Genomic DNA, 23,745 nt, shown 5'->3' with positions numbered 1-23,745 from the left:
CTGGCAAAGTCAGTACGCGCGGCGTTCGACTGGTCGTCCGCGATGAACCAGTTTGCCATCCTGTTTGGAGAGCGTTTCACCAACGCACGCGGGTGACTCCGCTAACCGCCTCGCACACAAAAATGCGGACAGGTTCAAGTGGTCCAACAAGCGCGGCCGTGGAGAACCAACAAAATTTATGACGGCACTTGCTCCGAACGTCAGCTTTCGGTCTGCGCTCATGTGCAGCGCAGCGACACCGACAATGTGCGTACCACGCATTGAAAATCTGAAACAAATTGTGTGATTTGATACATCTTGATCATTTACTAAGAAGGTCACTAAAAGAGCGCTACGGGGAAGGTGCCGGGTTTCAAAGTACTTCAAAGCGCTGATTGTTCAAGCGAATATAAAAACAGCGAGGCGCTCGTTACCGACCGACTTGACGTCAGTGAAGAACGCAATCGCTGAGGCAACCGCCAACGAAGTAAGCGCGTCGAGACCAGTTGTCGCAAAGTGAATGAATGCAAGAGTCGGCATAAGCCGACCTTCGACCGAACCCAGTTACGAGTTGTTGTCGCCGGAAACGGTGGCGCAGGCCGGCGTCACTGTAGTTACTGTCCGGCACTTAAGCTTCTAATAAATCGATACGACTCGAACTGGGACACGGCGAACATCGCCGAAGCCGACCTTTTCAGAATCAACGACACACGAGCGCTCTCTTCAGCGCCCGCGGAGGTGAACTCGCCTCTCGGCTCCGATTTGGCTTATTCTTCACCATGGAATCCGCTTCACGGAATCAATCCTGCTCGTCGACCAAAGTCGCAAAAATAAGCAAGGGGCAAATGCTAGAAGAGTCACAACTGGATGATTGCCCACGGCCCGGCGAAGACTGCATGCATGCACTCGCCACTTGCTTGGAACTTGCGCTCAACACTGACGATGCCTGCGTAGTCATAGTTGAACCAAGCAATGACGTCTGCGAAGTTTATATCGGCAATCCATGGGGCGCCGAGGGAGGCCTTGAGTTACGCGGCACGTTGAGCACAGTCATGACAGACGGCGTACTCGAAAGCACTGCCTTTGGCGAGAATGAGTTCATGATTAACGGCCAAAGGTATCGCTTCTTCCGCAGCTTCGTTCAGCTAGCGCTCGGTAGCGCCGTTGCCTTTTCGATTGCATGAGAACTGGGGGTGGCACTCGCTCACCACAAGCCAGGCGTAACTCGGCTCAGCTTACGGTAAGTCCACAGCGTATTAACGGTAGTGGCGGCGATGACAATGCCGGTGGTTGTGCTTCTTGTGATAGTGGTGCGGTCGAGCATTCGCAATCGCGGGCAGACCGAATGCGGCGACCAGAAGGGCTGCCATGGTTTTCTTGAGCATGTTTTTCATCGATTTGCCGACAGGCTGCACGGCTTGTCATACCCAACGGAAGAGCAACGTTCATTCTAGAGAGCTATCTCACAAATGGGACGTCCAATTAAATTTGTCGCGTCGCAGTAACTGGCTTTGCTCGGCATACGACGCGAAAGCACATAGCCAATCTCGTTCGATATGTAGGGTTCGCGCTGCAGGTCCGCTGTCATCCCTTCTGCGCGTTGAGGCGTTATGACGGTGTGTCTCACAAACCCCCGTCGTGATAGGAGCTAGTATGCGCAAGGTTTTGTTCGGCGTCGTTTCGCTTGGTCTGGCAATGGCGTTCTCAGCGCCGGTTTTCGCGGCGGGATGTTTGAAAGGCGCAGCAGTCGGTGGCGTTGCCGGCCATGTTGCTGGTCATCACGGGGTGGTTGGCGCAGCCGCCGGGTGCGCAATTGGCCATCACGAAGCGTCGAAGAAGGCAAAGGTTGCGAGCCAGGCGGCTGCAGCAAGCGCACCTGATGCTGCGGCTTCGAAATAGAAAGAAGCTCGAGCGCGGCTGCTTGGCGTTTAGCTACTTAATCTCCGGTACGCATTCAGGTGCCGGATAAGGCCGCGCCGGTCGCCGTGCTTATCCAGCAAAATGGCAAGATTGTGATGTGCATCCGCATAATCTGGGTTGAGCGCGAGACATTTTTCGTAGCCTTCTCTCGCCTCATCAAGGCGGTCCATCATGTCGAGCGCCACCGCTCGATTGAAGTGCAGAATGGCGTCTGACGGGAAGTGCTGCAACGCTTCGTCAAAGACGCTTAGCGCCTCGCTGCACTGATGTTCTTGTTCGCAGAGCAGCGCGCCCAAGTCCACGTACGCGGCGTAGAATGGCTCAGGGGATAGCTCGATGGCTCGTCGATAGTTAAGCTCCGCCGCGCTTGGTTCCGTCTTCACCAACTTTTCAGCGAGCTCGTACCGCTCGCGCGCCTGTGCTGCCGCTTGGCTCTTGCGTTCGGGCGTTGATTCCAGCAAGACGACATCTCCAGCAACCTCGGCAATCTCGAAATCCAACAGCATCTGCCCGCTTAGGGCATCCCACCGCGACGGTCCCTTTTTCACAACGATTGCGTCGCCTTCTGCGGCCACTCGAATACCAGACAACGGGAGCTCGTCAGGAAGTTCACGTCTGAGCCGAGTAAGCGCGGCACGTAGCTTCCTTGGGGTCGTGTTTGAGGTTCGAAGTTGAAGCGCGGTGCGCAGTAGAACCACGTCGCGAAAAGAAAAGCGTAGAGCGTTGCGCGGTCCACGCGTTGGCGTGACGAGTCCAAGCTCGATGAGTCCATCCACGACACCTCTCGAAACACCCAGCATTGACTGGAGCTTCGAAAGCGAGACGTGGTGTGATACGTCGCGCTTGCTCACTTGCGAGCACGCACTTTTGCCGGAGCTTCCGCTGCAACCTTTGGCGCCCGTGCAGCGGGCTTGCGCGCCTTGGGTACAGCGGGCTCTTCAACTTCTTCAACGGCCTTGACCGCAGTCCTTCGCTTCGGCGCAGGCTTCGCTTTTCCATTGCCCTTGGAGAGACTGGCCTTCAGTGCTTCCATCAAGTCAATGACTTCTCCGCCTGCAGGCGCCTCGTGTGCTTCGGCGGCAATAATCTGCTTGCCTGCAATTTTTTGGTCGATTGCTTCTAACACGCGTTTCTTTTCTTCGTCTTCGTAAGCAGAAGCGTCGTACGAGTCTTCGGCACCCTGCTCAATGATTTGAACCGCCAGTTTCAACTCCGATTCGGAAACCGCGGCATGCTCGACGTCGTGGTCTTTAAGCGACCGTACCTCGTCTGCGAACAGGAGTTGTTGAAAGACCATGCCGTCTTCGGCGGCTCGCACCTGGACGATACGAGTCTTGCCCTTGTACGACCACTTTGCGAGCGCACACCGGCCAGTTTTCGCAAGCGCCTGCTGCAGGAGGCTGTACGGCTTGCCGCCCCGCTTGTCCGGGGCGATGAAGTAGGCCTTGTCGTAGTAGAGAGGGTCGACTGCCTTTTCGGGCACGAACGAGACAATTTCGACGACGTGACTCGCACCTTCTTCTAGCGCCTTGAGTTCGTCAGCGCTAAAGACAACGTACTTGTCCTTTTCGAACTGGTAGCCCTTTTGCATCTGCGCGCGCTCGACGACCTTGCCGGTTGCCTCCGAGACGTATTGCTGCTTAACACGCGAGCCGTCCGGCCCCAGCATGTTGAACCGGACTTCCGACGAGCTTTCTGTCGCCGAATAGAGTCGGACGGGAATGGAAACAAGTCCGAAGGACAGAGAGAGCGACGCAATCGAGCGAGCGGCCATGAGCTTCTCCCAGACGACAGCGAATTGGAAATTCGCCAGACGTAACCAGATGAGCGAATAGCCGGCCGCAGCTGAGGTCGGCATGAAGCTCAGGATAGCACTAGGCGTGCCGCGGCTTGGGTCTAATTGTCGGTCACGCCCCTCTGCTTGAAGAGACAGTCTCCAACGGCACCCCCGCCGTGATATCGACAGGCGGTGGATAGCGCCTCGCTCGGCCGTGCGGACTGAGCAAGACTGGCGACGGCTGCACTGGAACGTGTAGCTCCTCCACTCGCGTCGGGCCCCTGCGCTTCACAATCTCAACGCTGACTCCGCGCTCAGCCGGCCTTACGGCAAGGCGCAGCGTCGCTGGCGAAGAGTCTTGCGCACAGGCGAGCGGCCGCACGACGACGACAAGTCGCAGAACGCACATCTCCGCCGGCACAATGTTTGCAGCGGACATGCCTCCAGACCGAGGGAGCCACTATGGTTTCGTACAGAAACGCCTCCGCGCAGCCGCCCCTCGACCGCTACAAGAAAAAACGGAACTTCAGCGTCACGTCAGAGCCCAGCGAGTCAGCGCAATCCAGTAAAAAGACTCGCACCGCGAAGCGCTTGAGTTTCGTCGTTCAAAAACACTGGGCGAGTCGGCTCCATTATGACTTCCGGCTCGAACACGGCGGCGTATTGTGGTCGTGGGCTGTTCCCAAGGGACCGTGCTACGACCCGAGCAAGAAGCAGATGGCCGTCCGTGTCGAGGACCATCCCATCAGCTATGCAGGATTCGAAGGGATAATTCCAGCGAAGCAGTACGGTGCAGGGACGGTAATTGTCTGGGACCGCGGGACTTGGGTGCCGGTCGGCGATGCGAACAAGGGCATGGAAGATGGCAAGATTTTGTTTCAGTTGCATGGCGAAAAGCTCGCCGGGCTCTGGGAGCTTGTGCGGATATCAAAACCCGGCGACAAAGCCGATTCTTGGATGCTTTTCAAAAAGCGAGACGAGTGGGCGCGTCCGCTTGCCGAGTACGACGTTATCAAAGCTCTGCCGGATAGCGTCATAGCAAACCCACTTGGGCCTATTGAAGAACGGGAGCCTCGGATTGCGCAGAGCCGACGAGCCGAGGAGTCGAACATTGACCTGTCGGCCGCCGTTGCCGCGCCACTTCCAGCGAAATTCGAGCCTCAACTTGCCACGCTCGCGCCGTCCTTGCCAACAAGCGGAGACTGGATAATTGAGTCCAAACTCGACGGGTACCGGCTACTCGCTCGGGTAAGCAAAGGACGGGTGAAGCTTCTCACGCGCAATGGACATGATTGGACATCTCGATTCCCACTGTTGGCGACTGAACTCAAAAATCTTCCGCTGACGAACGCCTGGCTGGATGGTGAGATTGTCGTGCTAAAGGACGGCATCCCGAGTTTCTCCGCGCTACAAACCGCAATCGATGGCCAAGGAAACCGGGACATCATTTTCTTCCTCTTCGACCTGATGTATCTCGACGGCAAGGACCTGCGGCAGGTGCCGCTGTGGTCGAGGCGCGCGCTGCTCGCACCCATCGTACAAGGAGCGGGAGAGCACCTGATATATAGCCAGGACTTCGACGCGCCTGCCGCGCAAATTTTCGAAGCCGCGACAGGTTTGGGACTTGAGGGGCTGATGCTCAAGCAGCGCGATGCTCGCTACGAGTCGGGCCGGACTCAGACGTGGCTGAAAGCAAAAGCGAGGTTGAGACAAGAGCTTATTATCTGCGGCATGACCGCGCGCGCCGGTACGTCGAGCGAGGTCGGAAGCCTTTTACTGGGCTATTACGCAGGAAACGAGCTCAATGATGCGGGAAGCGTTGGCACTGGATGGGATTCGAAGACCGCGAGAGACTTATGGAAGCGCCTCGCGCCATTCGAAGTCGACAAGCCGCCGTTCGACACGCCGCTCAAGAAGCCAGGGCGATGGTCGAAGCGTACACTTGGAAGCGAGCGCTGGCTTAGACCGACGTCGGTCGCGGAGGTCGAGTTTGCTGAATGGACCGCAGAGAAAAAACGTAATTCGCCAAGCGTCTTTCATTGGCCTGCGTCTCGACAAGGACGCTCGCGGCGTCGTACGCGAAGCGGGAACGACACAGGCGCCGGAGCCCCTACCGCAGTTAAAGATAACTCATCCAGAACGAGTGATTGATGCTTCCGCGTCGGTAACGAAAGCGGACCTGGTGCGGTACTACGCGAGCGTGGCGGAATGGATGTTGCCGCACCTGAAGGACAGGCCCATTGCACTGGTGCGCGCGCCTGACGGCATCGATGGCCAACTCTTCTTTCAGAAGCACGCCGAGCGTACAGCGATGCCGGGCTTGACCGCGCACGAACGAGACCTCTGGCCGGGTCACCCGCCATTGCTGACTGTCGACACGTTGGACGCGCTATTGTCCGCGGCCCAAATGAATACCATTGAATTTCACACGTGGAACTCGCTGGTGCCGGTTGTCAGCAAACCCGATAGGGTCATCTTCGATTTAGACCCAGGCGACGGCGTGAAATGGTCTCATGTTCAAGAGGCGGCTCTTCTCGTTCGCACTTTGCTAGCCGAACTAAAACTTGAGGCGTGGCTGAAGACAAGCGGAGGTAAAGGCTTGCACGTTGTCGTGCCGCTAGCTACTCGTCTGGAATACGCAACCGTGAAATCTTTCTCGCAGGCCTTTGTACGGCATCTCGCTCGCACAATCCCCGAGCGATTCTCGGCCGTTTCAGGGCCGGCTAATCGTCTCGGCAAGGTGTATGTCGACTACCTGCGCAACGGCAAAGGGCAAACGACGGCGGCGGCGTTTTCGGCTCGCGCGCGGCCGGGCATGGGCGTCTCGATGCCAATCGCTTGGGAGCAAGTGACTGAAATTAAGAGTGGCGCGCAATGGACCGTTCAAACCGCGCGCGAGTACTTAAGCTTCCAGACGCAGGACCCGTGGGCGGCGTACTGGACGACAAAGCAGACGGTCGCAGCGGCGATAAAGCGGCTAGCGTAATTAAATTCGGGCAGTGGCGTTGGCCGCAATCGCTCAGGTCAGTCTCGACTTAGAAGCCGAATTTACACGGCGCGTATCTGCAACACCGTGGAAGCGGACCGTAGAAGTAAGACTACGTTTTGCTTACGAATAACGCGACGCTTACGATATATGCAAGTTCAGTCAACATCTTGAATGCTAAACCGCCTTACACAGTAATAGCAGCACGAGAGCTTCCCACCGAGGAAAGCCACGCGGACGCTCCGGCTAAGCGACATTGTCTGACCTGGCCGACGCTTGATGCTATTGAATCGCCGAAGGAGACTCAAGCGCCGTCGGAATTTGCCGTAGATGCAGGATGCCTGCACACCGTCCCCTACCCGCCATGTCCATCAAATTCAAGCTCCGCATCCTCATGCTTCTGACGCTCGCCGCTGCAGTCAGTTGCGTAGCAGTCTCGGTCGTCGGTTTCAACGCCGTCGATGTCGCACAAGAAGCTTCACATCAACAGGAACTGCAAGTTCGGGGGCTAACCGAAATTAAGGCGAGCGCGTTGTCCACTATCGAGCTCGACCCAACCTCCGACGACACCAAAAAGGTTTTCGCTGCCGCCGAGGACAACATCAGCAAGTGGTCTTCTGTCATCTCGCCCCTGTTCGATTCCGTCGAATTGCAGGACCGAATGAAGGACATCACGGTGAAGTGGAAAGCATACGACCGTAAGTCTCTTGACTTAATTGCGCTCGCTGCGCACGACCCGAAATCGGCAAACGACCAAGTCGTGAGCGTCTACCATGGAGACTTTCAGCCGCTTCAGGCCGCAATCGAGTCTCTGACTGTGCAGAGAGGCCAAAGCGCCGAGGCGCTCAAGACCAAAGCACAGAGCACCGGTCGAACGGCACTTATATCTGTCGTAACGGTAATGACTGTGGTCCTCCTCATTGTCATCGGATGGACCCTTGCTCTTTCCAAGGCCATCAATGGGTCGGTGGCAGAGATTCAACGCACGATGCTCGAAGTCGGTAGCACGCTAGACCTAAAAATCCGCGCAAAAATCTCTGGTAACGATGAACTCGGCCGAACAGCTGCGGCGTTCAATGCACTGATGGAAAAGATTTTCACTGCCCTAACCGAAGTTCACGAATCAATTGGCTCTGTGAGCATCGCGTCAAGGCAGATTGCCGCGGGTAATTCAGACCTGTCTTCGCGCACGGAGCAACAGGCCGCGTCGCTTGAAGAGACTGCATCGAGCATGGAGGAGCTAACGGGTACCGTTCGTCAGAATGCGGACAACGCAGCCCAAGCAACACAGCTCGTGGTCAACGCAGCCGGCGTTGCGCAGGACGGAAATGCGGTTGTCTCTCAGGTTGTAGACACCATGGCGCACATTACGGACAGTTCGGCAAAAATCTCGGACATCATTGGGATGATTGACGGCATTGCCTTCCAGACCAACATCCTGGCATTGAACGCTGCCGTCGAAGCGGCCCGTGCCGGTGAACAGGGTCGAGGGTTCGCGGTCGTCGCAGGTGAAGTCAGGACGTTGGCGCAACGCTCTGCCGCCGCCGCTAAGGACATCAAGGCCCTAATCGAAACTTCGACCACGCACGTCTCGTCGGGCAATTTGTTAGTGAGCCAAGCCGGCGTGACGATGGCGGAAGTTGCGAAAACGGTCGCGCGGGTGAAGGACCTTATGGAGGAGATTAAAGCTGCGTCAACCGAACAAAGTCAAGGCATTGACCAAGTGGGCCGTGCGGTGACCCAAATGGACGAAGTGACGCAACAGAACGCAGCGCTCGTTGAGGAAGCCGCTGCCGCGGCGCAATCGCTTGATAGCCAAGCGGACAAACTCAACGCCGCAGTGAAGGCGTTCGTACTGTAAGCTGGCCCCTGTTTGGCGGACTGAGCGAGGGGGCTGCCGGCAGAACATAGGGCGTCGCGTATCGATGCATAGCTCGCGGCCCAGCGTTGCGGCGCGGGTAACATCGCGGTCAAGGATGTTTATTGTCTCCCGAGGCGGTCGAACGGACGCGACGTCTTCCGAGACGCGCCCAATGGCATACTGTGTCGTTGCGCACCGCCGCTATGACTCGGGTGACCAATGGAATGTAAGGCATATGAACTTTGATGCACTTGTCCTGGGCTCGGGCATTGTCGGTACTTGCGTGGCCGTTCACTTGCAACGCCGAGGCGTCAAAGTTGCGCTCATCGACCGCAAGGCTCCGGGTAACGAAACGTCTCTAGGCAACGCGGGCATAATTCAGCGCGAGGGCGTCTATCCGTACGCGTTCCCTCGTGACTTTGCCACCATCGCGAAATACGCAGGAAACCGCGCGACCGACGTTCGGTATCATCCGTCGGCAATGCCGAAGTTGGCACCGTTCCTTTTGCGCTACTGGCATTACTCTCGCTCGGACCGTCATGCAGAAAACGCGAGGGCTTACTCGGCACTTATTGAACATAGTGTCGCCGAGCATCACGAGATGATTGAGGCGGCTGACGCTCAACCTTTACTAAGAACGGGCGGCTGGATAAATGCGTTCAGAACAATCAAGGCATTCAACAGGGCTCTGGCCGAAGCATCCCGCTGGCGAGACGAATACGATATCCCTTTCGACACGCTTTCCAACGAAGCTTTACACCACGCAGAGCCCGCGCTCGGTCCCGCGCTTGTTAGAGCCGTTCGATATACTTCGGCCGACTCCGTCAGTGACCCTGCGGGCCTCGTAAAGGCATACGCGAAACTGCTCCAGAAATTGGGTGGCGAAATTCTCGTCGGTGACGCATCGACATTGCAAGATGGATGGCAAGTCACCACAGATGCGGGAGTTGTCACAGCGAACCAGGCGGTCCTCGCTTTGGGACCGTGGTCGAGCGATTTGACCGCGAAGCTTGGATACACGCTGCCGCTCGAAGTCAAACGCGGATATCACATGCACTACGTGGCCAAAGCTGGTCCGGCGCTGAATCAGCCAGTCTTGGATAGCGAAGTAGGATACGTCGTCAGTCCGATGGCTCGGGGAATCAGGTTGACGACCGGCGTCGAGCTTGGCTTGAGGGACTCGCCGAAAACTCCCGTGCAACTCGAAGCGATAGAACCAATCGCCCGCGAGACATTTCCGCTTGGTGAGCGAGTGGACGCCGAGCCATGGCTCGGGCGTCGTCCGTGTACGCCGGATATGATGCCTATCATCGGCCCTGCGCCACGCCACAAAAACCTGTGGTTCGCATTCGGTCACGCTCACCACGGTCTGACCTTAGGGCCGGTAACTGGAAGGATAGTCGCAGAGATGATGACCGGTGAGCTTCCACTTGTGGACCCGAGGCCTTTCCGCGCAGACCGATTTTAGGTAGATAGATTTCTGCGAGTTTCTTGTACGTCTACGAATCTAAAGTGGGTCGCGTGTCAAAAGTTAAAACTCGGTTCGCTAGATGTCTCTTTAACATCGTCGACGTTTTAAAGACTCTTTGAGACACAAAGCCATCATAGGAAGGAAGTCTTTTTCGTGAGGGGGCCGCCGCCTCAGCGCGAGCCTCTTCCCCCTTAATTCGGTAGCTCGGTCTGCAGGATGACACATTTTGCCCGAGGCCATGCAGTTCCACAGCGGCAGCATAAAGAGGTTCTGGCTCAGTCAAAGACAAGCGGGACATGGCTAAGCGTGGAGAATAGCGCCGGCCGTATCACAAGTCGTCCCAGTTTCAGCACAAGGAATACGCAACTTATGCGCTGCCGTCGTCCTCGCGTAGGACGTCGTCGTCAAGCATCGACCGACGTTCTGGATGAAAGTCCTTCCCGGGAGGACGAGTTCTTCTGCCTCATCGGTCGTCTCCTCAACGAACAAGAGTTCAACTGTTCCGAACGGCTCGAGCATGATTTTTCCCGGCGTTTGAGGTCTCGGACTTTGCCGAGGCGCGTGAGTTTCCCGTCTCAGTCTTGCCGGGGTCAACCTGGTCACGGTGTCTGCCTCCTTACCGGGTCTTTGGCTTGACGGGGGAGATGTTCCCTTTTTATGACCGTCGCACTCATCAGTCTCATGGAGAACGCGAAACGAGCGACAATTGCGCACGACGGTAATGGAACTCGCTACGATGCAATTATTCGGGATACGAGCGCGGCCAGATTTCTGGTTCCCAAGGTGTAATCTAAGCTTTGCTTCATATTCCAACGTCGCTGTGCATATTCAGCGACCTCGCCGATGTGCGTTTCATAACGAGATACAGCGAAGACGCGACACAAGCTTTGCTACTCGAGACGCGGGGCATAGCGTCACAAACGGCTGCACGCAGGTGCGACAACGATATCTGTCTGGCTACAATTAGATAGCATTCTCGACAGCGCAGTGTGGGTAAAAACTTTTTGCAGGCATCCGTAGGCAGGTGGAATGGATATTTTCTATTATTGGCAGAAGCTAGAGCAGGACTTGAAGAACCGCCAGGTCGGCTACTTTGGTTCCAACAGCACGAAGATTGTTGAGTTGAAGGAACGATTGCCCAAACGTATCTGGGTGTTCAAAACCCCGAAGGGTATGAAGGGCTCCGTTCAGTTGTTGGGGTCGCTACGCGTCAGTGACGAGCCTAAAGTTGCGGTGAGCAGCGAGTACACAAACTTGATTCACTATGACCCGTTCTCCCCGGAGTCTGTTTTGTTCACAGGCTCAGACGCGACGGAGAAAATTCAGGACGTAAGCCGGCTTCTTCAACACCGTCTGCTTCACGCATTCAAGTCAAACTTTCAGGGTGACGCAGGAGTGCAGGCATTGGAATCGAATGTCGTTCGTGAGTTGGAGGCGTTGACCGCTCATTGGGCTAGGGTGCAACTTCTGGAGCGAGTGAAAGATGGAACGAAGGTGCAGCCAATCAACCCTTTTGCTCCGCGGCAATCAAATTCAACCGCGTAATGGCGCTCGATGATTTTGCGCATCACCGGCCGATTCGAGGAACTTGATACCATTGCATTGTCACTTCGACCTGCGTAGCGTTCTCAATCGTTCTCCAAGCTATCACTGCTTAAGTGTGCTAGTCGGAGCGTGCCCCGCCCATCCTTTCACGGGCGACTTTCACGCAAGTTAAGGCTGCCTGTTCAAGCCAGCATATTCGCATGTCGACGTACTCAAATTCGTTCTTAAAACCCCTTGGTGGGGCGTCGCCGCACTCACCTTTTCAGCCTTCATCTTCAACACGACGGAGTTCGTCCCCGTTGGACTATTGTCCGACATCGGCAACAGCCTCGGGATGCGTCCGACTGATGTAGGCGTCGTGATGACCATTTACGCCTGGACGGTGTCGATAGCGTCTTTGCCATTGACGTTGTTTGTCGGAGAGGTGGAGCGTCGCGCGCTACTCATGCGAGTCTTCACGATTTTCATCCTCAGCCACGTCATTGTTGGAATCGCGCCCAATTTCGAAGTCCTCGTGCTGGGCCGAATCGGCGTTGCATTTGCGCATGCGGTCTTTTGGTCTGTCTCAATTCCGCTTGTTGTGCGCCTAGTCCCTCCAGAGGGAGAACAGCGCGCACTAGCAATGGTGTCTATCGGCACGTCGGTCGCCATGGTTGCGGGCGTGCCCATTGGCAGAGCGATTGGCGATATTCTGGGATGGCGCGCGACGTTTCAAATCATCGCAGTTGCAGGTGTACTCGGAATGGGAGCATTGTGGCTAACGTTACCTCGGCTCGACAGCCAAGGTTCGGGCTCACTGGAACGCTTGCCGTCCTTGATGAAGAGGCCGATGCTAGTCGTATTCTTCGTTGTAACAGTGCTTGCCGTGTGCGCGCACTTTTCCGCATACACCTATCTTGAGCCGTTCAGCCGACTCATCGCCCATACGAGCAACAATGAGGTAACTATTCTCCTCGTCCTCTTCGGCGTCGCGGGCATTCCTGCGGCGCTCTTGTTCAGTCAGTTCTACGCGAGGAGACCGCGGCGCTTCCTGCTGCTGACGGTGGCCGGCATAACTGCGAGCTTGATGCTTCTGTGGCCTTGCGCACACCATATCGGGACGCTATCGGTACTCTTGGTGGCATGGGGCATTTGCATCATTTGTTTCGGCCTTGCAATGCAGACACATGTGCTTCGATTGGCGGCCGATGCTCAAGACGTCGCCACGTCGATGTTCTCAGGCCTCTACAACATTGGGATTGGCGGTGGCGCACTGCTCGGGAAAGTAGTGGCGCGTGACGCCGGTCTGGAATGGATTGGTATGGTCGGAGCGTTACTTGCCGCATCAGCTATGGCTGTTTGCTTGGCGGCATTCATGACATCGCGCGGTCTCGCCAAGCACGTTAAGACCGTCTGACGTCCCTTAGCAAAATTTAATGCTGATATCGTATGAACGCCGACGTGAGATAAAAATTGGCGACTCGAAACCATCCACTGTGACCGTTTCGTAGTAGGCATCTTTTCACATGCTTAACTGGAGATGGGCGTAGGAACGTTGCATGCTTCTGAGGAGGACCGTCCATTGAGGGCAGCTCCGATGAAACCGAAGAATATTACTCTTATTGCCTTCATCGCGTCTGTGACGCTAACCGGCCAAGCAAATGCGGCGGGATGTCTTAAAGGTGCCGCCGCAGGAGGGGTGGCGGGTCATTTCGTCGGAAGTGGGCACGCCGTGTTGGGCGCCGCTGGTGGCTGTGTAGTTGGGCGTCATCTTGCAAACAAGAAAGCAAAAGAGGACGCTGCTCGCCAGCAAAATCTGGCGATACCGCCACAATCGGCAGAGCAACCCCAACAGCCAAATTGAATCAGTAAGCGTCCGCCGCGAGTATGACCGTTACTGAAACTCCTTATCCTATGTCTAGTGAATTTTGACGTTGCCGCGTTCCGGAGACCGCCGTCTGCGGCGGGCAACTGAAGCCATAGCTGCGCGGTCTAATGCAGCATTACGCACGACTGCATACCAGTTGCAACATCAGTGTCTGAATCTGGGGAAAGGTGGCCGGCTAAGCAACGCGCCAGTCTTTTGCCTCTTCGCCGGCCGTTATACATACCATTTGACGCGCATCAGGTGATTCAGGCACCGCTCGTAAATTGCCGCTGTTTGCAGAGAAGAGAAGTTTAGGTTAAGCCTTTCATCAAACATTGTCGCCAGCGCCCTCCCGTCGAGCAGAAGCGAAGTTTCTGACTCAATCAATTCTGCAAGCGGCAACGCACGGCTTGCCAGCATTGCGCGTCGTATCACGTCGTCTTCCGATTGCCTTGCGTTAGGCCAGAACAAAACTGACTCCACCACATTTCGAGCCGACATCCAGTTGCCAGATGTGTGCCTGGTTGCCAAATGTGAAATAACCAAGAACGTAAGTAGCTCGGACTGCGCTCGAAGGTCGTACCGCAGCGAGAGGGACATGGTCGGGGAATGCGCTGATGGACTCCTTTGGATTTTAGGCCGGAGGCGCACGCCGTCAAGTCAGAATTATTTCAGCAAGGCATCGTCAGGTATGGCTTAAGGAGTTGCGCTACGAGTCTGGAAGACCGCCACGGCTCCCGACAACTGGTTAGAACGCGCAGCTAAGGCTTCCGCCACATGTTCCGACTCTTGCACCAGCACGGCGTTCTGCTGAGTCACCTGGTCTAGCGATATCACAGCCGCATTGACCTGACTGATGCCGTCGCTTTGCTCGCATGCGGATTGCGCCAACTCGCGCATTAGAGCTGTGACCTGTTCGACCGCGCCCACTGTCCCTCGCATGGCGTCACGAGCCTGTTCGACCACTTCGCTACCAAGGTCAATTTCCTCTACCGATGTTGAAATGAGTGCCTTGATTTCCTTGGCAGAGGTGCCTGAACGCTGCGCAAGCGCCCGGACTTCGGCAGCGACGATCGCGAATCCACGCCCGGACTCGCCGGCACGCGCTGCTTCAACCGCGGCGTTAAGCGCAAGAATATTAGTTTGAAACGCGATTTGTTCGATGACTGAGATGATTTCACCGACACTTTGGCTTGCGTTCTGAATGCGCCCCATACGCTCGACGACCGCTTTCATTCGCTCTTCGCCTTCACGCACCTGCAATTGCGCCTCCTCTACAACCTTGGCAGCCTCACCGGCGTGCGCCGAAGATTGCTGGACCGCCGCCGTCAATTGCTCGATAGTCGCAGCGGTCTCCTCAAGACTTCCGGCTTGCGATGTGGTTCGGTCAGATAGCTGCTTGCCTCCCTCGGCTACCTGCTTGGCCGACCGGCTGATATCCAGGATACCGGTCGAGACATCGCCGACGACTGCCTGCAGATTGACGGAAACTTGACTGACGGCACGTTGCAGTTCGCCTATTCGGTCGTGACTGCTGGTATCCAAACGATGTCCGAGGTCACCCGCTGCAATCCTGTTCGCAAACTCGATAAGCTGCTCGACGGGTGCTGTAATGGTTTGCGACAGCCATATCCAGCTCAAGGCGCCACTCGCTATCAACGCTACTATTCGCACAAACTCGCCAGTAGCACCGTTGAGATTCAAAAGGCCCAGAGCTGACTGAATCGCCAATACACCCAAGAGGACCGCAGCAATGCGACCACGTAGGTCAAGTCGCAAAGTGTTAGCTATCCGCAACCGGAACGAACCACTGACGACAAATCCACGCGAGAGCCGTGTCCTGACTTTCCCGCTCGCGGCTTCGGCGTTCATTCGTGCGTAAAGGCTTTCAGCTTCTTCGACCTGCGTCCGTGACGGCTTAGTGCGAACCGACATGTAGCCTACCGGTTGGCCTTCCTCGACGAGCGGTGTGACATTCGCGCGAACCCAATAGAAGTCACCGTTCATGCGCCGGTTTTTGACCACCCCGACCCACGGCCTCCCGCTGCGGAGCGTCTCCCACATGTCGCGAAACGCCTCACGCGGCATGTCGGGATGCCGAATCACATTGTGCGGCTGTCCGACGAGTTCTTCCTCGCTATATCCGCTCACTTTAACAAATGCGGGGTTGCAGTATTGGATATGACTGTCGAGGTCTGTGGTCGAAACGAGTGAGTCGCCGTCTTCGAGGATATATTCGACATTCGTTATTGACTTGTTATGGCGCATGATAATTGTAGTCGTACAACCTATCTCGGAAATGGCTAGGCTGTTCTGCATACAATCTATCGGAATAAGCGCTGTTTTCTGAACCCGGTGCGGCATTCGGTCGCCGCAGCGTGTCGGAGCGATGGGCCCGCTGCATTTGCTAACTGGTAGGTAGACTCCAGTAGCCGGCATTTAAATTTGCGGTTGCCGCTCGGCAGTGGGTCGTGCCGCTGAGCCTTCGCGTTGGCCTTGCGGACCCGTCTTACTAATCTCGTTTTCGCAGCTCGTTAAGCTGAGTGAAGCGCCAGGCAACGTGGTGAAGTTCGGGAGCTAGCGTACGGACACGTAAGCGTGCTGGGGCACCGTTGGCCGTCTGAGACCATCTTGCTGTCAAACCACGGCGAGATGGTCGACCAATGATAAACGATTGTTTTAAGACACGCACCGACAGTCCAATTGACGAAGACTTTTGTTCGAGCACTTCCATGCCTCGTCAGCGCAAACTTTTGTTTGACGAGCACATATCAGATGCTAATAGGGTCGTGCCGCTGGCGCAATGTGACGGTATTATCAGTTTATGAGCACAGTCGAGCAATCCGACGAAGCAACATGTGAGACCATAGGATACGACAGACAACTAGAAGAAGGCGTCTGGTCCGCAGCGAAGCGCAGGCGCGGTCCGGAAGTGCGACGAAAAGCCGTGATGGATGGCCGAGCCGTCTGACTCACCTCCAGAGAGCGGAACACATACACACTGCTTCGTCGGTAGTCCAGCGAAGCGCACCCGAGTTGGCTCGATGCCCATCAACTATCTGAGAGGCCTGACCTCACTTCAGCGCACTGAAACTTCAAATCGGCGACTCGGTTGTGCGCTCGCATTTGTCGCGGGCGCAGCAAACGCCGGGGGCTTCATAGCCATAGGCCAATACACATCGCACATGTCTGGAATTGTGTCATCGGTTGCGGACAATGCAGTGCTTGGCCGGACGGCATTGGTCTTTCAGGCTTTTGGCGCTGTATTAGCCTTTGCAGGTGGTGCTGCAACCTCAGCCATCTTAATCAACTGGGGCCGACAACGTTGCTTTCAGAGCGTCTACGCGATACCGCTCGTAATCGAGGCATTGGTACTCCTATTCTTCGGCTTACTCGGCCCGGACCTGCTGCGACATGAATTTGTATATTTACCCCTCACGGTTGCCCTGCTTTGCTATGTCATGGGTTTGCAAAACGCCATGATTACGAAGATATCGAAGGCCGAGATTCGGACTACTCACGTTACAGGGCTCATAACAGACATTGGGATAGAGCTAGGTAGGGCACTTTATTGGAACGGGGACATGCTAGCAACAGACGCACGTTTTGTACGCGCAAACCGTCCAAAGGTTATCCTTCTAACATCACTCTTGCTGATGTTCGTTGCTGGTGGCTTCTTTGGTGCAGCCACTTTCGAACGACTCGGTTTCTTGGCAACCGTGCCTATCGCATTCGTGCTGCTGCTATGCGCATTTGTACCGTTACTTGACGACATTGCTGTTATTGGCAAACAAAGAAAAGACTGAGTCGTCACCACGTTCGCATCACCTGCCGCGGCTTTTCAAAACGCCGTGACGCTCGACTTGTATCACGCGTTGCAGTTGCCGCACGCTTTTTTCCGCTACAACCCAAAGGTCGAAGAGGCTTTACGGGGCCAGAGCGATTTAGGCAGGCGCAATTGTTGCGCCAAGCGCGAGTGCCGATTTTCGCGATGGAGGTTGCACGCGGGAACCACTGACCCGTTGCTGTCCTAGGCGAAATTACGCGGCGAGATAAACGACATGCATAAAGGTCGGGACAAACGAGGGGCGTAAAATGGGTGACCAACGCGATGACTCGGAGCATCACACCGCTGATTCGTCGGCTGATGGAGATTTAAGGGCAAGCATCGGGGACCTGCGTCAGCACTTCTACAACCACCCCTTTGCAATGCTCGTTTATGAGTGGAGCACACTCGAAATACTGGTCGCGAACCGAGCAGCCAACGCGCAATACGGCTATGCGTACGGGGAGTTGGAAGGCAGGTCAATCCTATGCCTGCGGCGTCCCGAGGACGTGCCCGCATTCCATTCGCTAAAGGACCGAATTCAGCCGACAGTCGGGACATCAGGGACAGTTGGTGAATGGCCTCAAGTTCGTAAGGACGGCTCTCAGTTGCATGCGAGCGTTCACTATCAAATCGTCGGTGATGCTAGCCATCCACTTTGCCTTGTTTCTTACCTTGACGTAACAGAGCTTGTGACGGAGCGCCAACGCGCTCTAGCTTCGCGAAAGATGCTCGAGGTCATCCTGGACAGCGTCCCGCATTCCGTTTATTGGAAGGATACGGAATCAGTCTATCTCGGTTGCAACAGCGCCTTTGCGCGTGAGGCAGGACTGAACCGCGCCCACGAGGTACGAGGGTTGACCGATGAGAATCTGCCTTGGCGACTTCACGCCCAGGAGATTAGAGAATCGGACCAGCGTGCACTTGCAGCAGTCGGTCACCTTGCCTACGCGAAGCGTACGAATCTCTATCTGTCTGGGGAAGAGCGCTGGTACTCTCAACTGAAGACCCCGCTGCATAACACCGATGGTATGGTCGTCGGTGTGCTCGCCGTCCATGAAGACATCACGGAACAAAGAAAGGCGGAGGCGGAACTCCGAGTACGAAGCCGAGCACTCGATGCCTGTTTGAATGCAGTGCTTGTAACTCGCCCCAGCGCTATGGGAAACCTAATCGAGTACGCGAATCCGGCATTCGAGCGCATCACGGGATTCTCACGTGATAAATGGTCAGGGAAGGACTGCAAATTCCTCCAGCGTGAGGACACCGAGCAAGATGGGCTGAGAAGGATTCGCCAGGCGCTTGACGCCGAGAGAGACGTCGAGACAGTCGTGAGGAACTACCGCGCGAACGGAGAGATGTTTTTGAACCATCTCTTTATTAGTCCAGTTCGAGACGAGGACGGCGTAGTGACCCACCACATTGCGGTCATCAATGACGTCACAGAAGTTACCGAAAATCGCAGACGCCTCGAATATCAAGCGAACTTCGATGCGTTGACCGACCTGCCGAACCGCAGCCATTTCGTTGCTCGGCTAACTGATGCCCTCGAGGTTGCACGCGGACTTGAGCGAGAGGTACTCATCGGCTTTCTCGACATCGACGACTTTAAAGAGGCAAACGACTCGCTGGGACACAGCATCGGTGATGCGCTGCTGAAGGAAGCTGCCGGCCGCCTTCGAGCCATCTTCCCGCTCGAGGGTATGGTGGCTCGTTACGGCGGAGATGAGTTTGCGTTTTTCATCGAGTTCGACGGAAACGCACGTTTTCCGGACCAATTAGCGCGACAAGTGTCGGCGGCCTTTTCTGAACCGATGCAAGTGGATGGTCACACTGTTGACCTTGGCTGCAGCATTGGTCTCTGCGTATTTCCCGCTGACGGAGCAGACGTCGACACGCTTGTCAAACGCGCTGATGCGGCCATGTACCACGCGAAGAGCGAAACGCAGATTGGAATCAGCCGCTACGACAGACGGATTGCGGAGCGCATCGAGCGACGCATGACTTTGCTCAAACGCATGCGTCGGGCGATTCGAAACCAGGAATTTTCGCTAGCATTTCAACCGCAAGTGGACGCTGCTGATAAGCGCGTGCTCGCTGTCGAAGTGTTGCTTCGATGGTATGACCCTGTCTCGGGCAACCACATCTCGCCTGCCGAGTTCATTCCACTAGCGGAAGAATCATCCCTCATTGTCGAGCTTGGGGAATGGGTGCTGCGTACGGCGTGCGAGCATGCAAAAGTAATTCAGCAAGCAGGGCACGACCTCCGAGTCGCCGTAAACGTCTCACCGTGTCAGTTCCGTCATGGCGACATCGTTAGGAAAGTAAATCAAGTCCTCAAGCGCCACAGACTCGAGCCGCACCAATTGGAGCTTGAGATTACAGAAGGGACATTGACCATGGGGCGCCATGCGTCGATGATTCGGACGCTCGCTCGCAACGGAACCAGTATTGCAGTTGACGACTTCGGAACTGGTTATTCGAACCTGTCAGTATTACGAACAGTGCGGCCGCAGCGCATTAAGCTCGACATGTCACTCGTGCGCGGCATTGGCACGGGCCCCGAAGCGGAAGCGTTGATACATGCGGTATTGTCGCTGAGCCGTGCGTTCGGCGCTGAAACTCTCGCCGAGGGCGTCGAAACACTTCAGCAGCGGGACTTCTTGCTGCAGTATGGATGCAGAGAGATGCAAGGTTATCTCTTCGCGAAGCCTATGAACTTCGAAACGCTTTTGGCGGCCCTACAAAATCCCGAGACACTCTTTCCAGGTGACTAGGCATCGCGCCGAACTTCAATTTAAGCATCGATGATTCGAGGCGAAATCTTGGGTGTTCGACGCAAGTAGCGCCGGGGTACCCGGTCCCTCGTTTGACCGAGGGGTTTACCCTTCCACCCACCGGCGAAGCGAGTCCAGGAATGCTCAATGCGCGCCTAGCATGGCCGCCGCAACTGCGGAAACACTGAAGGAGGCATGCATGCGACAGGATACTGCTTATGAATCACGCTTGGCAATGGCGAGCAGCGGGAAGGAAACGACGGAGGTCGGAGACGCTGCGAAGCGTAAGTTGAAACCAGAAACGAAAGATACGATTGACCAGAAACTTGATGAGCTCAATGTATCGAAGACTGAGTCCGGCAAGGACCAAACAAACAAGCCGGACACCGAAGGTTCGAACTCATCCAGTAAAAATCTTGATGAGGAGAGTTGATGTCGCCTTTGTCGTACCGGTGACGTTGCTGCAGGCCGCAAGTCTGATGCGAGAGACGTCTAGAACTTAAACAAAAACGATGGCGCGTCTGGCGATGCGCCACCTGTGCCCAGCGGCAAGGGTACCCGTCCCCGTCTATCTAGTTCACAATTCAATGGCCCCTTAATCCGAGATGCCATAGAGGCGAGCGAGGAAGTCGAATTGATTCTGCCATGCATCGACCTCTGCCGCGTCATGCATATCCTCGAGGTCTTGCAGCAAGGCCGCGATTTGTGGGTCATACGCATTGACGCCCGACGACGTCAGCGCTGTTAGCAAAGGGCCATCTTGACCGGCTTTGTAATAGCCGATGCCGAGACCTTCCAGTCGCTCGTTGTAATGGCAATCGTCAATAAGGATGCCAATCGCACATCTACGACCATCTCGGCCTCGCAGTCGGCAACTTCCACTGTCGTCCTCCGAGATGGATTGTTGGGAAAGTAAGTGCGACCGCACCGTCGTAAAAATTTCGTGGATACTTCTCATCGTCTTCCCCTCAGTCAAGCGGCCGTTTTGAGGCTTACTTGTTCGAGGCTTCGGATTGAAAGTCCAAACTGCTTCGCGGTGGAGCGCAGCCGGTCGGCCCACTCCCAGATGCCGAACACATCGTGTACGTTTTGAAGGCAGCTGAGGAGTTCGATGGTGATATTCGAGTTGACGTCGATTCTCGACCGCGAAAGCGCTTGCTTCAATGCAGCAACGCCTGCATCCATGTATGCAGGAACGCGTGTCGGCTCCGTCAGGACGAAGCGAACCGGTACCCCCTCCATTGACGTCCGGTAGTCGCTGGCTCTCACCAGTGCGCCAATGGGGCATCCGCCGCATCTCCCGCGATACGCGCCACCTCCGCGCGGGAGCAACGACGCAGAACCTTGGCTGAACAGGTGTCCAACAGCGTTATCGAAAATTTGCTGATGAGTCAGGAATACTCGCGCCATCGTTTGCTCCGACGAATTAGCTTGTGAACATAGTATCGTCGCAGTGAACAATTACTCGCATTGAGAGAAACCCTGATTTACCGAATCTTGTAGCGGAGCATATAACTTTTACCTCATCCGCGTTTTGCGTTTCTTAGCAGAAGTTGCGGCTTACGGCGGTAAGGCCGCATAGCAGGTGCGACATATCTACAAGGCGTTGGGCAACGAGATGTCGGACCTCGCCCTCACATTGCCAAGTTCCATACACAGCGAGAAGCGCCGCACCCAACGCTTCTCGCCGAAACTTTTCTTGCAACGACGGCCAAAATGATTACGTTGACGTTGCCGGTTTCGTCCTCAATCGTCACAAACATAACCCCTTTCGCGGTGCCTGGCCTTTGCCGCACAGTCACAAGCCCGCACCCGCGAGCCAGTCTTCCATTGGGCAAGGTCATCAGCGTTGATGCAGGCAGTAAGCGCTGCTCAAGCAATGTCGGACGCAGAAGAGAAAGAGGATGTCGACCGAGCGTCAGGCTCATTGAGTTGTAGTCTGCGACGATGTCTTCAGCTTCGGACGGCGCGCCGAGCACAGGGGTTTCGTCATCTACGCGGGCGTCGGAAAGGATGTCGCGGTCCGGTACTGCCGCGACGGATTGCCAAAGGGCTTCTCGGCGGTTGCCTGCGAGTGATGAAAGCGAGTTTGCCGCTGCGAGGACTTGCAAGTCCTTTCGGTCGAGTTGAGCACGGCGAGCGAGGTCGCTGACGCTTGTAAAATGCTTCACCGCTCGCGCAGTTTCGATTCTTTCAGCGGCGCCGTCTTTCATGCCTTTGAGCAGCGAAAGGCCAAGACGTACTGCGGGCTTCGCCTGACCGGCCAGAGCCTCGAGGACCGAGTCCCATCCGCTGATTGTGGCGTCTGCCGGTAAGACCTTGACGCCATGGCGTTGAGCGTCTTGGATAAGTTGAGACGCTGAGTAGAAGCCGAGGGGCATGCTATTCAACATCCCAGCGAGAAAGGCCTCTGGCTGGTGACACTTCAACCAGCTGCTGGCATACACGAGCAGCACAAACGATGCAGCATGGCTCTCAGGGAAGCCGTACTCCCCGAATCCATGGATTTGCTGAAAGATTTGCTCCGCAAACTCTTTCTCGTAGCCTCGTTCGAGCATCCCGTTCACGATACGGTCGTAGTACTTGTCGAGACCGCCTTTGCGCTTCCATGCAGCCATCGCGCGTCGAAGTTGGTCCGCCTCGCCAGGCGAGAAGCCCGCCGCGAGGATGGCGACTTGCATTACTTACTCTTGGAAAATCGGCACACCAAGCGTGCGACCAAGTGCCGTGCGCAAGTCCTCGCTCGGATAGCTCACGGGTTCAAGACCTTGTCGACGGCGCAAATACGGGTGAACTGCGCCCCCTTGAATAGGGCCTGGGCGCACGATAGCCACCTCAATCACCAGGTCGTAAAACTCACGTGGCTTCATGCGGGGAAGCATGCTCATCTGCGCGCGGGATTCAATCTGGAAAACGCCCATGGTGTCCGCACGAGAAATCATCTCGTACGTGTCGTCGTCCTCGGCTGGGATGTCTTGCATCTCGAATCGCTCACCTAGTTGCTCAGACACGATGTCGAGCGTGCGTCGGATAGCCGACAGCATGCCGAGCGCGAGCACGTCAATCTTCAGCAGCCCAAGCGCCTCCAGGTCATTCTTGTCCCACTGGATTGCACTGCGGTCCACCATCGCAGCGTTCTCGACCGGCACAAGGCGCGTAAGCTTGCCTCGGCTGATGACGAAGCCGCCGGAGTGCTGAGATAGATGTCGCGGATAGTTAAGAATCTGTGCGGCGAGTTTCGCCCAGAGGACGATTCGCGGGTTTTCTGGGTCAAGCCCCGATTCTTCAAAACGTCGAAGGAGGTCTTGCGAATGGTCGAACCACTGATGGCTCTTCGCCACCCGGTCAACTATTTGTGGGTCGATGCCTAGCGCCTTGCCCGTCTCGCGCAACGCTCCGCGTGGCCGATACGTAGACACCGCCGCCGCAATGGCTGCCCTATCTCGACCGTACTTGCCGTAGATGTATTGAATGACTTCTTCTCGACGCTGATGTTCGAAGTCGACATCGATGTCCGGAGGCTCGTTTCGCTCTTTCGATATAAAGCGTTCGAACAGGAGGTTTCCGCGTGACGGGTCCACTTCGGTCACACCGAGGCAATAGCAGACAGCAGAATAGCAGCGGACCCGCGGCCTTGGCAGAGGATGTGTTTGTTAGCGCCGATGTAAAAATGACCCTGGGGGGGTGCGGACAAAATCTTGGACTACCTGGAGGTAGTCTGTGTACTCGTACGAAGACCGCATTCGAGCAGTTCAGC

17 protein-coding genes and 1 pseudogene are annotated in these 23,745 nt (G+C 56.0%); 12 read left to right on the top strand and 6 right to left on the bottom strand.

The window, feature by feature from the left end:
- Positions 1-875: 875 nt before the first annotated feature.
- On the top strand, positions 876-1,163 hold the full coding sequence (locus NCT04_RS31570; RefSeq protein ID WP_250469781.1) for a hypothetical protein: 288 nt from the start codon (positions 876-878) through the stop codon (positions 1,161-1,163).
- 511 nt (positions 1,164-1,674) lie between these two features.
- Entirely contained in the window at positions 1,675-1,878 is a 204-nt protein-coding gene (locus tag NCT04_RS31565; protein WP_250469785.1) for a hypothetical protein, read from the top strand.
- Between the two features lie 29 nt (positions 1,879-1,907).
- Here the strand turns inward: NCT04_RS31565 and NCT04_RS31560 are convergent, their stop codons facing one another.
- Both NCT04_RS31560 and ku read right to left on the bottom strand, forming a co-directional pair.
- Positions 1,908-2,750, bottom strand: coding sequence for a tetratricopeptide repeat protein (locus NCT04_RS31560; RefSeq protein ID WP_250469780.1), 843 nt, complete (start codon positions 2,748-2,750; stop codon positions 1,908-1,910).
- Positions 2,747-3,673, bottom strand: coding sequence for a non-homologous end joining protein Ku (gene ku / locus NCT04_RS31555; RefSeq protein WP_250469784.1), 927 nt, complete (start codon positions 3,671-3,673; stop codon positions 2,747-2,749). Before ku ends, NCT04_RS31560 begins: the two co-directional genes overlap by 4 nt.
- Positions 3,674-4,138: 465 nt before the next feature.
- Between ku and ligD (NCT04_RS31545) the strand changes: the two genes are divergently transcribed.
- The 7 genes from ligD (NCT04_RS31545) (at position 4,139) to NCT04_RS31520 (ending at position 13,382) form a co-directional block, all read left to right on the top strand.
- Complete coding sequence (gene ligD / locus NCT04_RS31545) at positions 4,139-5,827, top strand: non-homologous end-joining DNA ligase (RefSeq protein WP_350030196.1); 1,689 nt, start codon at positions 4,139-4,141, stop codon at positions 5,825-5,827.
- Positions 5,820-6,662, top strand: a complete 843-nt coding sequence (gene ligD, locus NCT04_RS34905; RefSeq protein WP_502800719.1) for a non-homologous end-joining DNA ligase — start codon at positions 5,820-5,822, stop codon at positions 6,660-6,662. The genes ligD (NCT04_RS31545) and ligD (NCT04_RS34905) overlap by 8 nt, the downstream gene beginning before the upstream one ends.
- Before the next feature lie 364 nt (positions 6,663-7,026).
- A complete protein-coding gene (locus NCT04_RS34535) occupies positions 7,027-8,523 on the top strand; it encodes a methyl-accepting chemotaxis protein (protein ID WP_284503537.1) in 1,497 nt (498 codons plus the stop codon).
- 235 nt (positions 8,524-8,758) lie between these two features.
- Positions 8,759-9,991: an NAD(P)/FAD-dependent oxidoreductase gene (locus NCT04_RS31535; protein WP_250469783.1), complete on the top strand. Its 1,233-nt coding sequence runs from the start codon at positions 8,759-8,761 to the stop codon at positions 9,989-9,991.
- A 1,032-nt stretch (positions 9,992-11,023) separates the two neighbouring features.
- Positions 11,024-11,539: a hypothetical protein gene (locus NCT04_RS31530; RefSeq protein WP_250469779.1), complete on the top strand. Its 516-nt coding sequence runs from the start codon at positions 11,024-11,026 to the stop codon at positions 11,537-11,539.
- A gap of 178 nt (positions 11,540-11,717) precedes the next feature.
- Positions 11,718-12,935, top strand: coding sequence for a sugar transporter (locus tag NCT04_RS31525; protein WP_250469782.1), 1,218 nt, complete (start codon positions 11,718-11,720; stop codon positions 12,933-12,935).
- Positions 12,936-13,115: 180 nt separating this feature from the next.
- Positions 13,116-13,382, top strand: a complete 267-nt coding sequence (locus NCT04_RS31520) for a hypothetical protein (RefSeq protein ID WP_250469778.1) — start codon at positions 13,116-13,118, stop codon at positions 13,380-13,382.
- A 699-nt stretch (positions 13,383-14,081) separates the two neighbouring features.
- Here the strand turns inward: NCT04_RS31520 and NCT04_RS31515 are convergent.
- A complete protein-coding gene (locus NCT04_RS31515) occupies positions 14,082-15,653 on the bottom strand; it encodes a methyl-accepting chemotaxis protein (protein ID WP_250469777.1) in 1,572 nt (523 codons plus the stop codon).
- Between the two features lie 776 nt (positions 15,654-16,429).
- Between NCT04_RS31515 and NCT04_RS31510 the strand changes: the two genes are divergently transcribed.
- The 3 genes from NCT04_RS31510 to NCT04_RS31500 all read left to right on the top strand — a co-directional run bounded on the left by NCT04_RS31510 (position 16,430) and on the right by NCT04_RS31500 (position 20,421).
- Positions 16,430-17,191 carry a YoaK family protein gene (locus NCT04_RS31510; protein ID WP_250469776.1) on the top strand — a complete coding sequence of 254 codons (762 nt, stop codon included), beginning with the start codon at positions 16,430-16,432 and terminating at the stop codon, positions 17,189-17,191.
- A gap of 289 nt (positions 17,192-17,480) precedes the next feature.
- Complete coding sequence (locus NCT04_RS31505; protein ID WP_250469775.1) at positions 17,481-19,988, top strand: sensor domain-containing protein; 2,508 nt, start codon at positions 17,481-17,483, stop codon at positions 19,986-19,988.
- A gap of 199 nt (positions 19,989-20,187) precedes the next feature.
- Entirely contained in the window at positions 20,188-20,421 is a 234-nt protein-coding gene (locus tag NCT04_RS31500) for a hypothetical protein (RefSeq protein ID WP_250469774.1), read from the top strand.
- Positions 20,422-20,583: 162 nt separating this feature from the next.
- Here the strand turns inward: NCT04_RS31500 and NCT04_RS31495 are convergent, their stop codons facing one another.
- The 3 genes and pseudogenes from NCT04_RS31495 to NCT04_RS31485 all read right to left on the bottom strand — a co-directional run.
- Complete coding sequence (locus NCT04_RS31495) at positions 20,584-20,946, bottom strand: hypothetical protein (RefSeq protein ID WP_250469773.1); 363 nt, start codon at positions 20,944-20,946, stop codon at positions 20,584-20,586.
- Positions 20,947-20,960: 14 nt separating this feature from the next.
- Positions 20,961-21,398, bottom strand: coding sequence for a hypothetical protein (locus NCT04_RS31490; RefSeq protein ID WP_250469772.1), 438 nt, complete (start codon positions 21,396-21,398; stop codon positions 20,961-20,963).
- 133 nt (positions 21,399-21,531) lie between these two features.
- A pseudogene (locus NCT04_RS31485) lies at positions 21,532-23,643 on the bottom strand (error-prone DNA polymerase); the annotation flags it as partial.
- Positions 23,644-23,745: the final 102 nt, after the last annotated feature.

This window comes from Caballeronia sp. GAFFF2, assembly GCF_023631485.1.
In the GTDB taxonomy this organism is placed as follows: domain Bacteria; phylum Pseudomonadota; class Gammaproteobacteria; order Burkholderiales; family Burkholderiaceae; genus Caballeronia.
This window is presented reverse-complemented; position numbering and strand designations above follow the sequence as displayed.

What these genes read in the sequence shown, in the direction of transcription:
- NCT04_RS31490 (WP_250469772.1), bottom strand. Translation starts at nt 21,398, where the DNA reads ATGGCGCGAGTATTCCTGACTCATCAGCAAATTTTCGATAACGCTGTT.
- NCT04_RS31505 (WP_250469775.1), top strand. Translation starts at nt 17,481, where the DNA reads ATGGGTGACCAACGCGATGACTCGGAGCATCACACCGCTGATTCGTCG.
- ku (WP_250469784.1), bottom strand. Translation starts at nt 3,673, where the DNA reads ATGGCCGCTCGCTCGATTGCGTCGCTCTCTCTGTCCTTCGGACTTGTT.
- NCT04_RS31500 (WP_250469774.1), top strand. Translation starts at nt 20,188, where the DNA reads ATGCGACAGGATACTGCTTATGAATCACGCTTGGCAATGGCGAGCAGC.
- NCT04_RS31565 (WP_250469785.1), top strand. Translation starts at nt 1,675, where the DNA reads ATGGCGTTCTCAGCGCCGGTTTTCGCGGCGGGATGTTTGAAAGGCGCA.
- NCT04_RS31495 (WP_250469773.1), bottom strand. Translation starts at nt 20,946, where the DNA reads ATGAGAAGTATCCACGAAATTTTTACGACGGTGCGGTCGCACTTACTT.
- NCT04_RS31515 (WP_250469777.1), bottom strand. Translation starts at nt 15,653, where the DNA reads ATGCGCCATAACAAGTCAATAACGAATGTCGAATATATCCTCGAAGAC.
- NCT04_RS34535 (WP_284503537.1), top strand. Translation starts at nt 7,027, where the DNA reads ATGTCCATCAAATTCAAGCTCCGCATCCTCATGCTTCTGACGCTCGCC.
- NCT04_RS31570 (WP_250469781.1), top strand. Translation starts at nt 876, where the DNA reads ATGCATGCACTCGCCACTTGCTTGGAACTTGCGCTCAACACTGACGAT.
- NCT04_RS31520 (WP_250469778.1), top strand. Translation starts at nt 13,116, where the DNA reads ATGAAACCGAAGAATATTACTCTTATTGCCTTCATCGCGTCTGTGACG.
- NCT04_RS31535 (WP_250469783.1), top strand. Translation starts at nt 8,759, where the DNA reads ATGAACTTTGATGCACTTGTCCTGGGCTCGGGCATTGTCGGTACTTGC.
- NCT04_RS31530 (WP_250469779.1), top strand. Translation starts at nt 11,024, where the DNA reads ATGGATATTTTCTATTATTGGCAGAAGCTAGAGCAGGACTTGAAGAAC.
- ligD (WP_350030196.1), top strand. Translation starts at nt 4,139, where the DNA reads ATGGTTTCGTACAGAAACGCCTCCGCGCAGCCGCCCCTCGACCGCTAC.
- NCT04_RS31510 (WP_250469776.1), top strand. Translation starts at nt 16,430, where the DNA reads ATGCCCATCAACTATCTGAGAGGCCTGACCTCACTTCAGCGCACTGAA.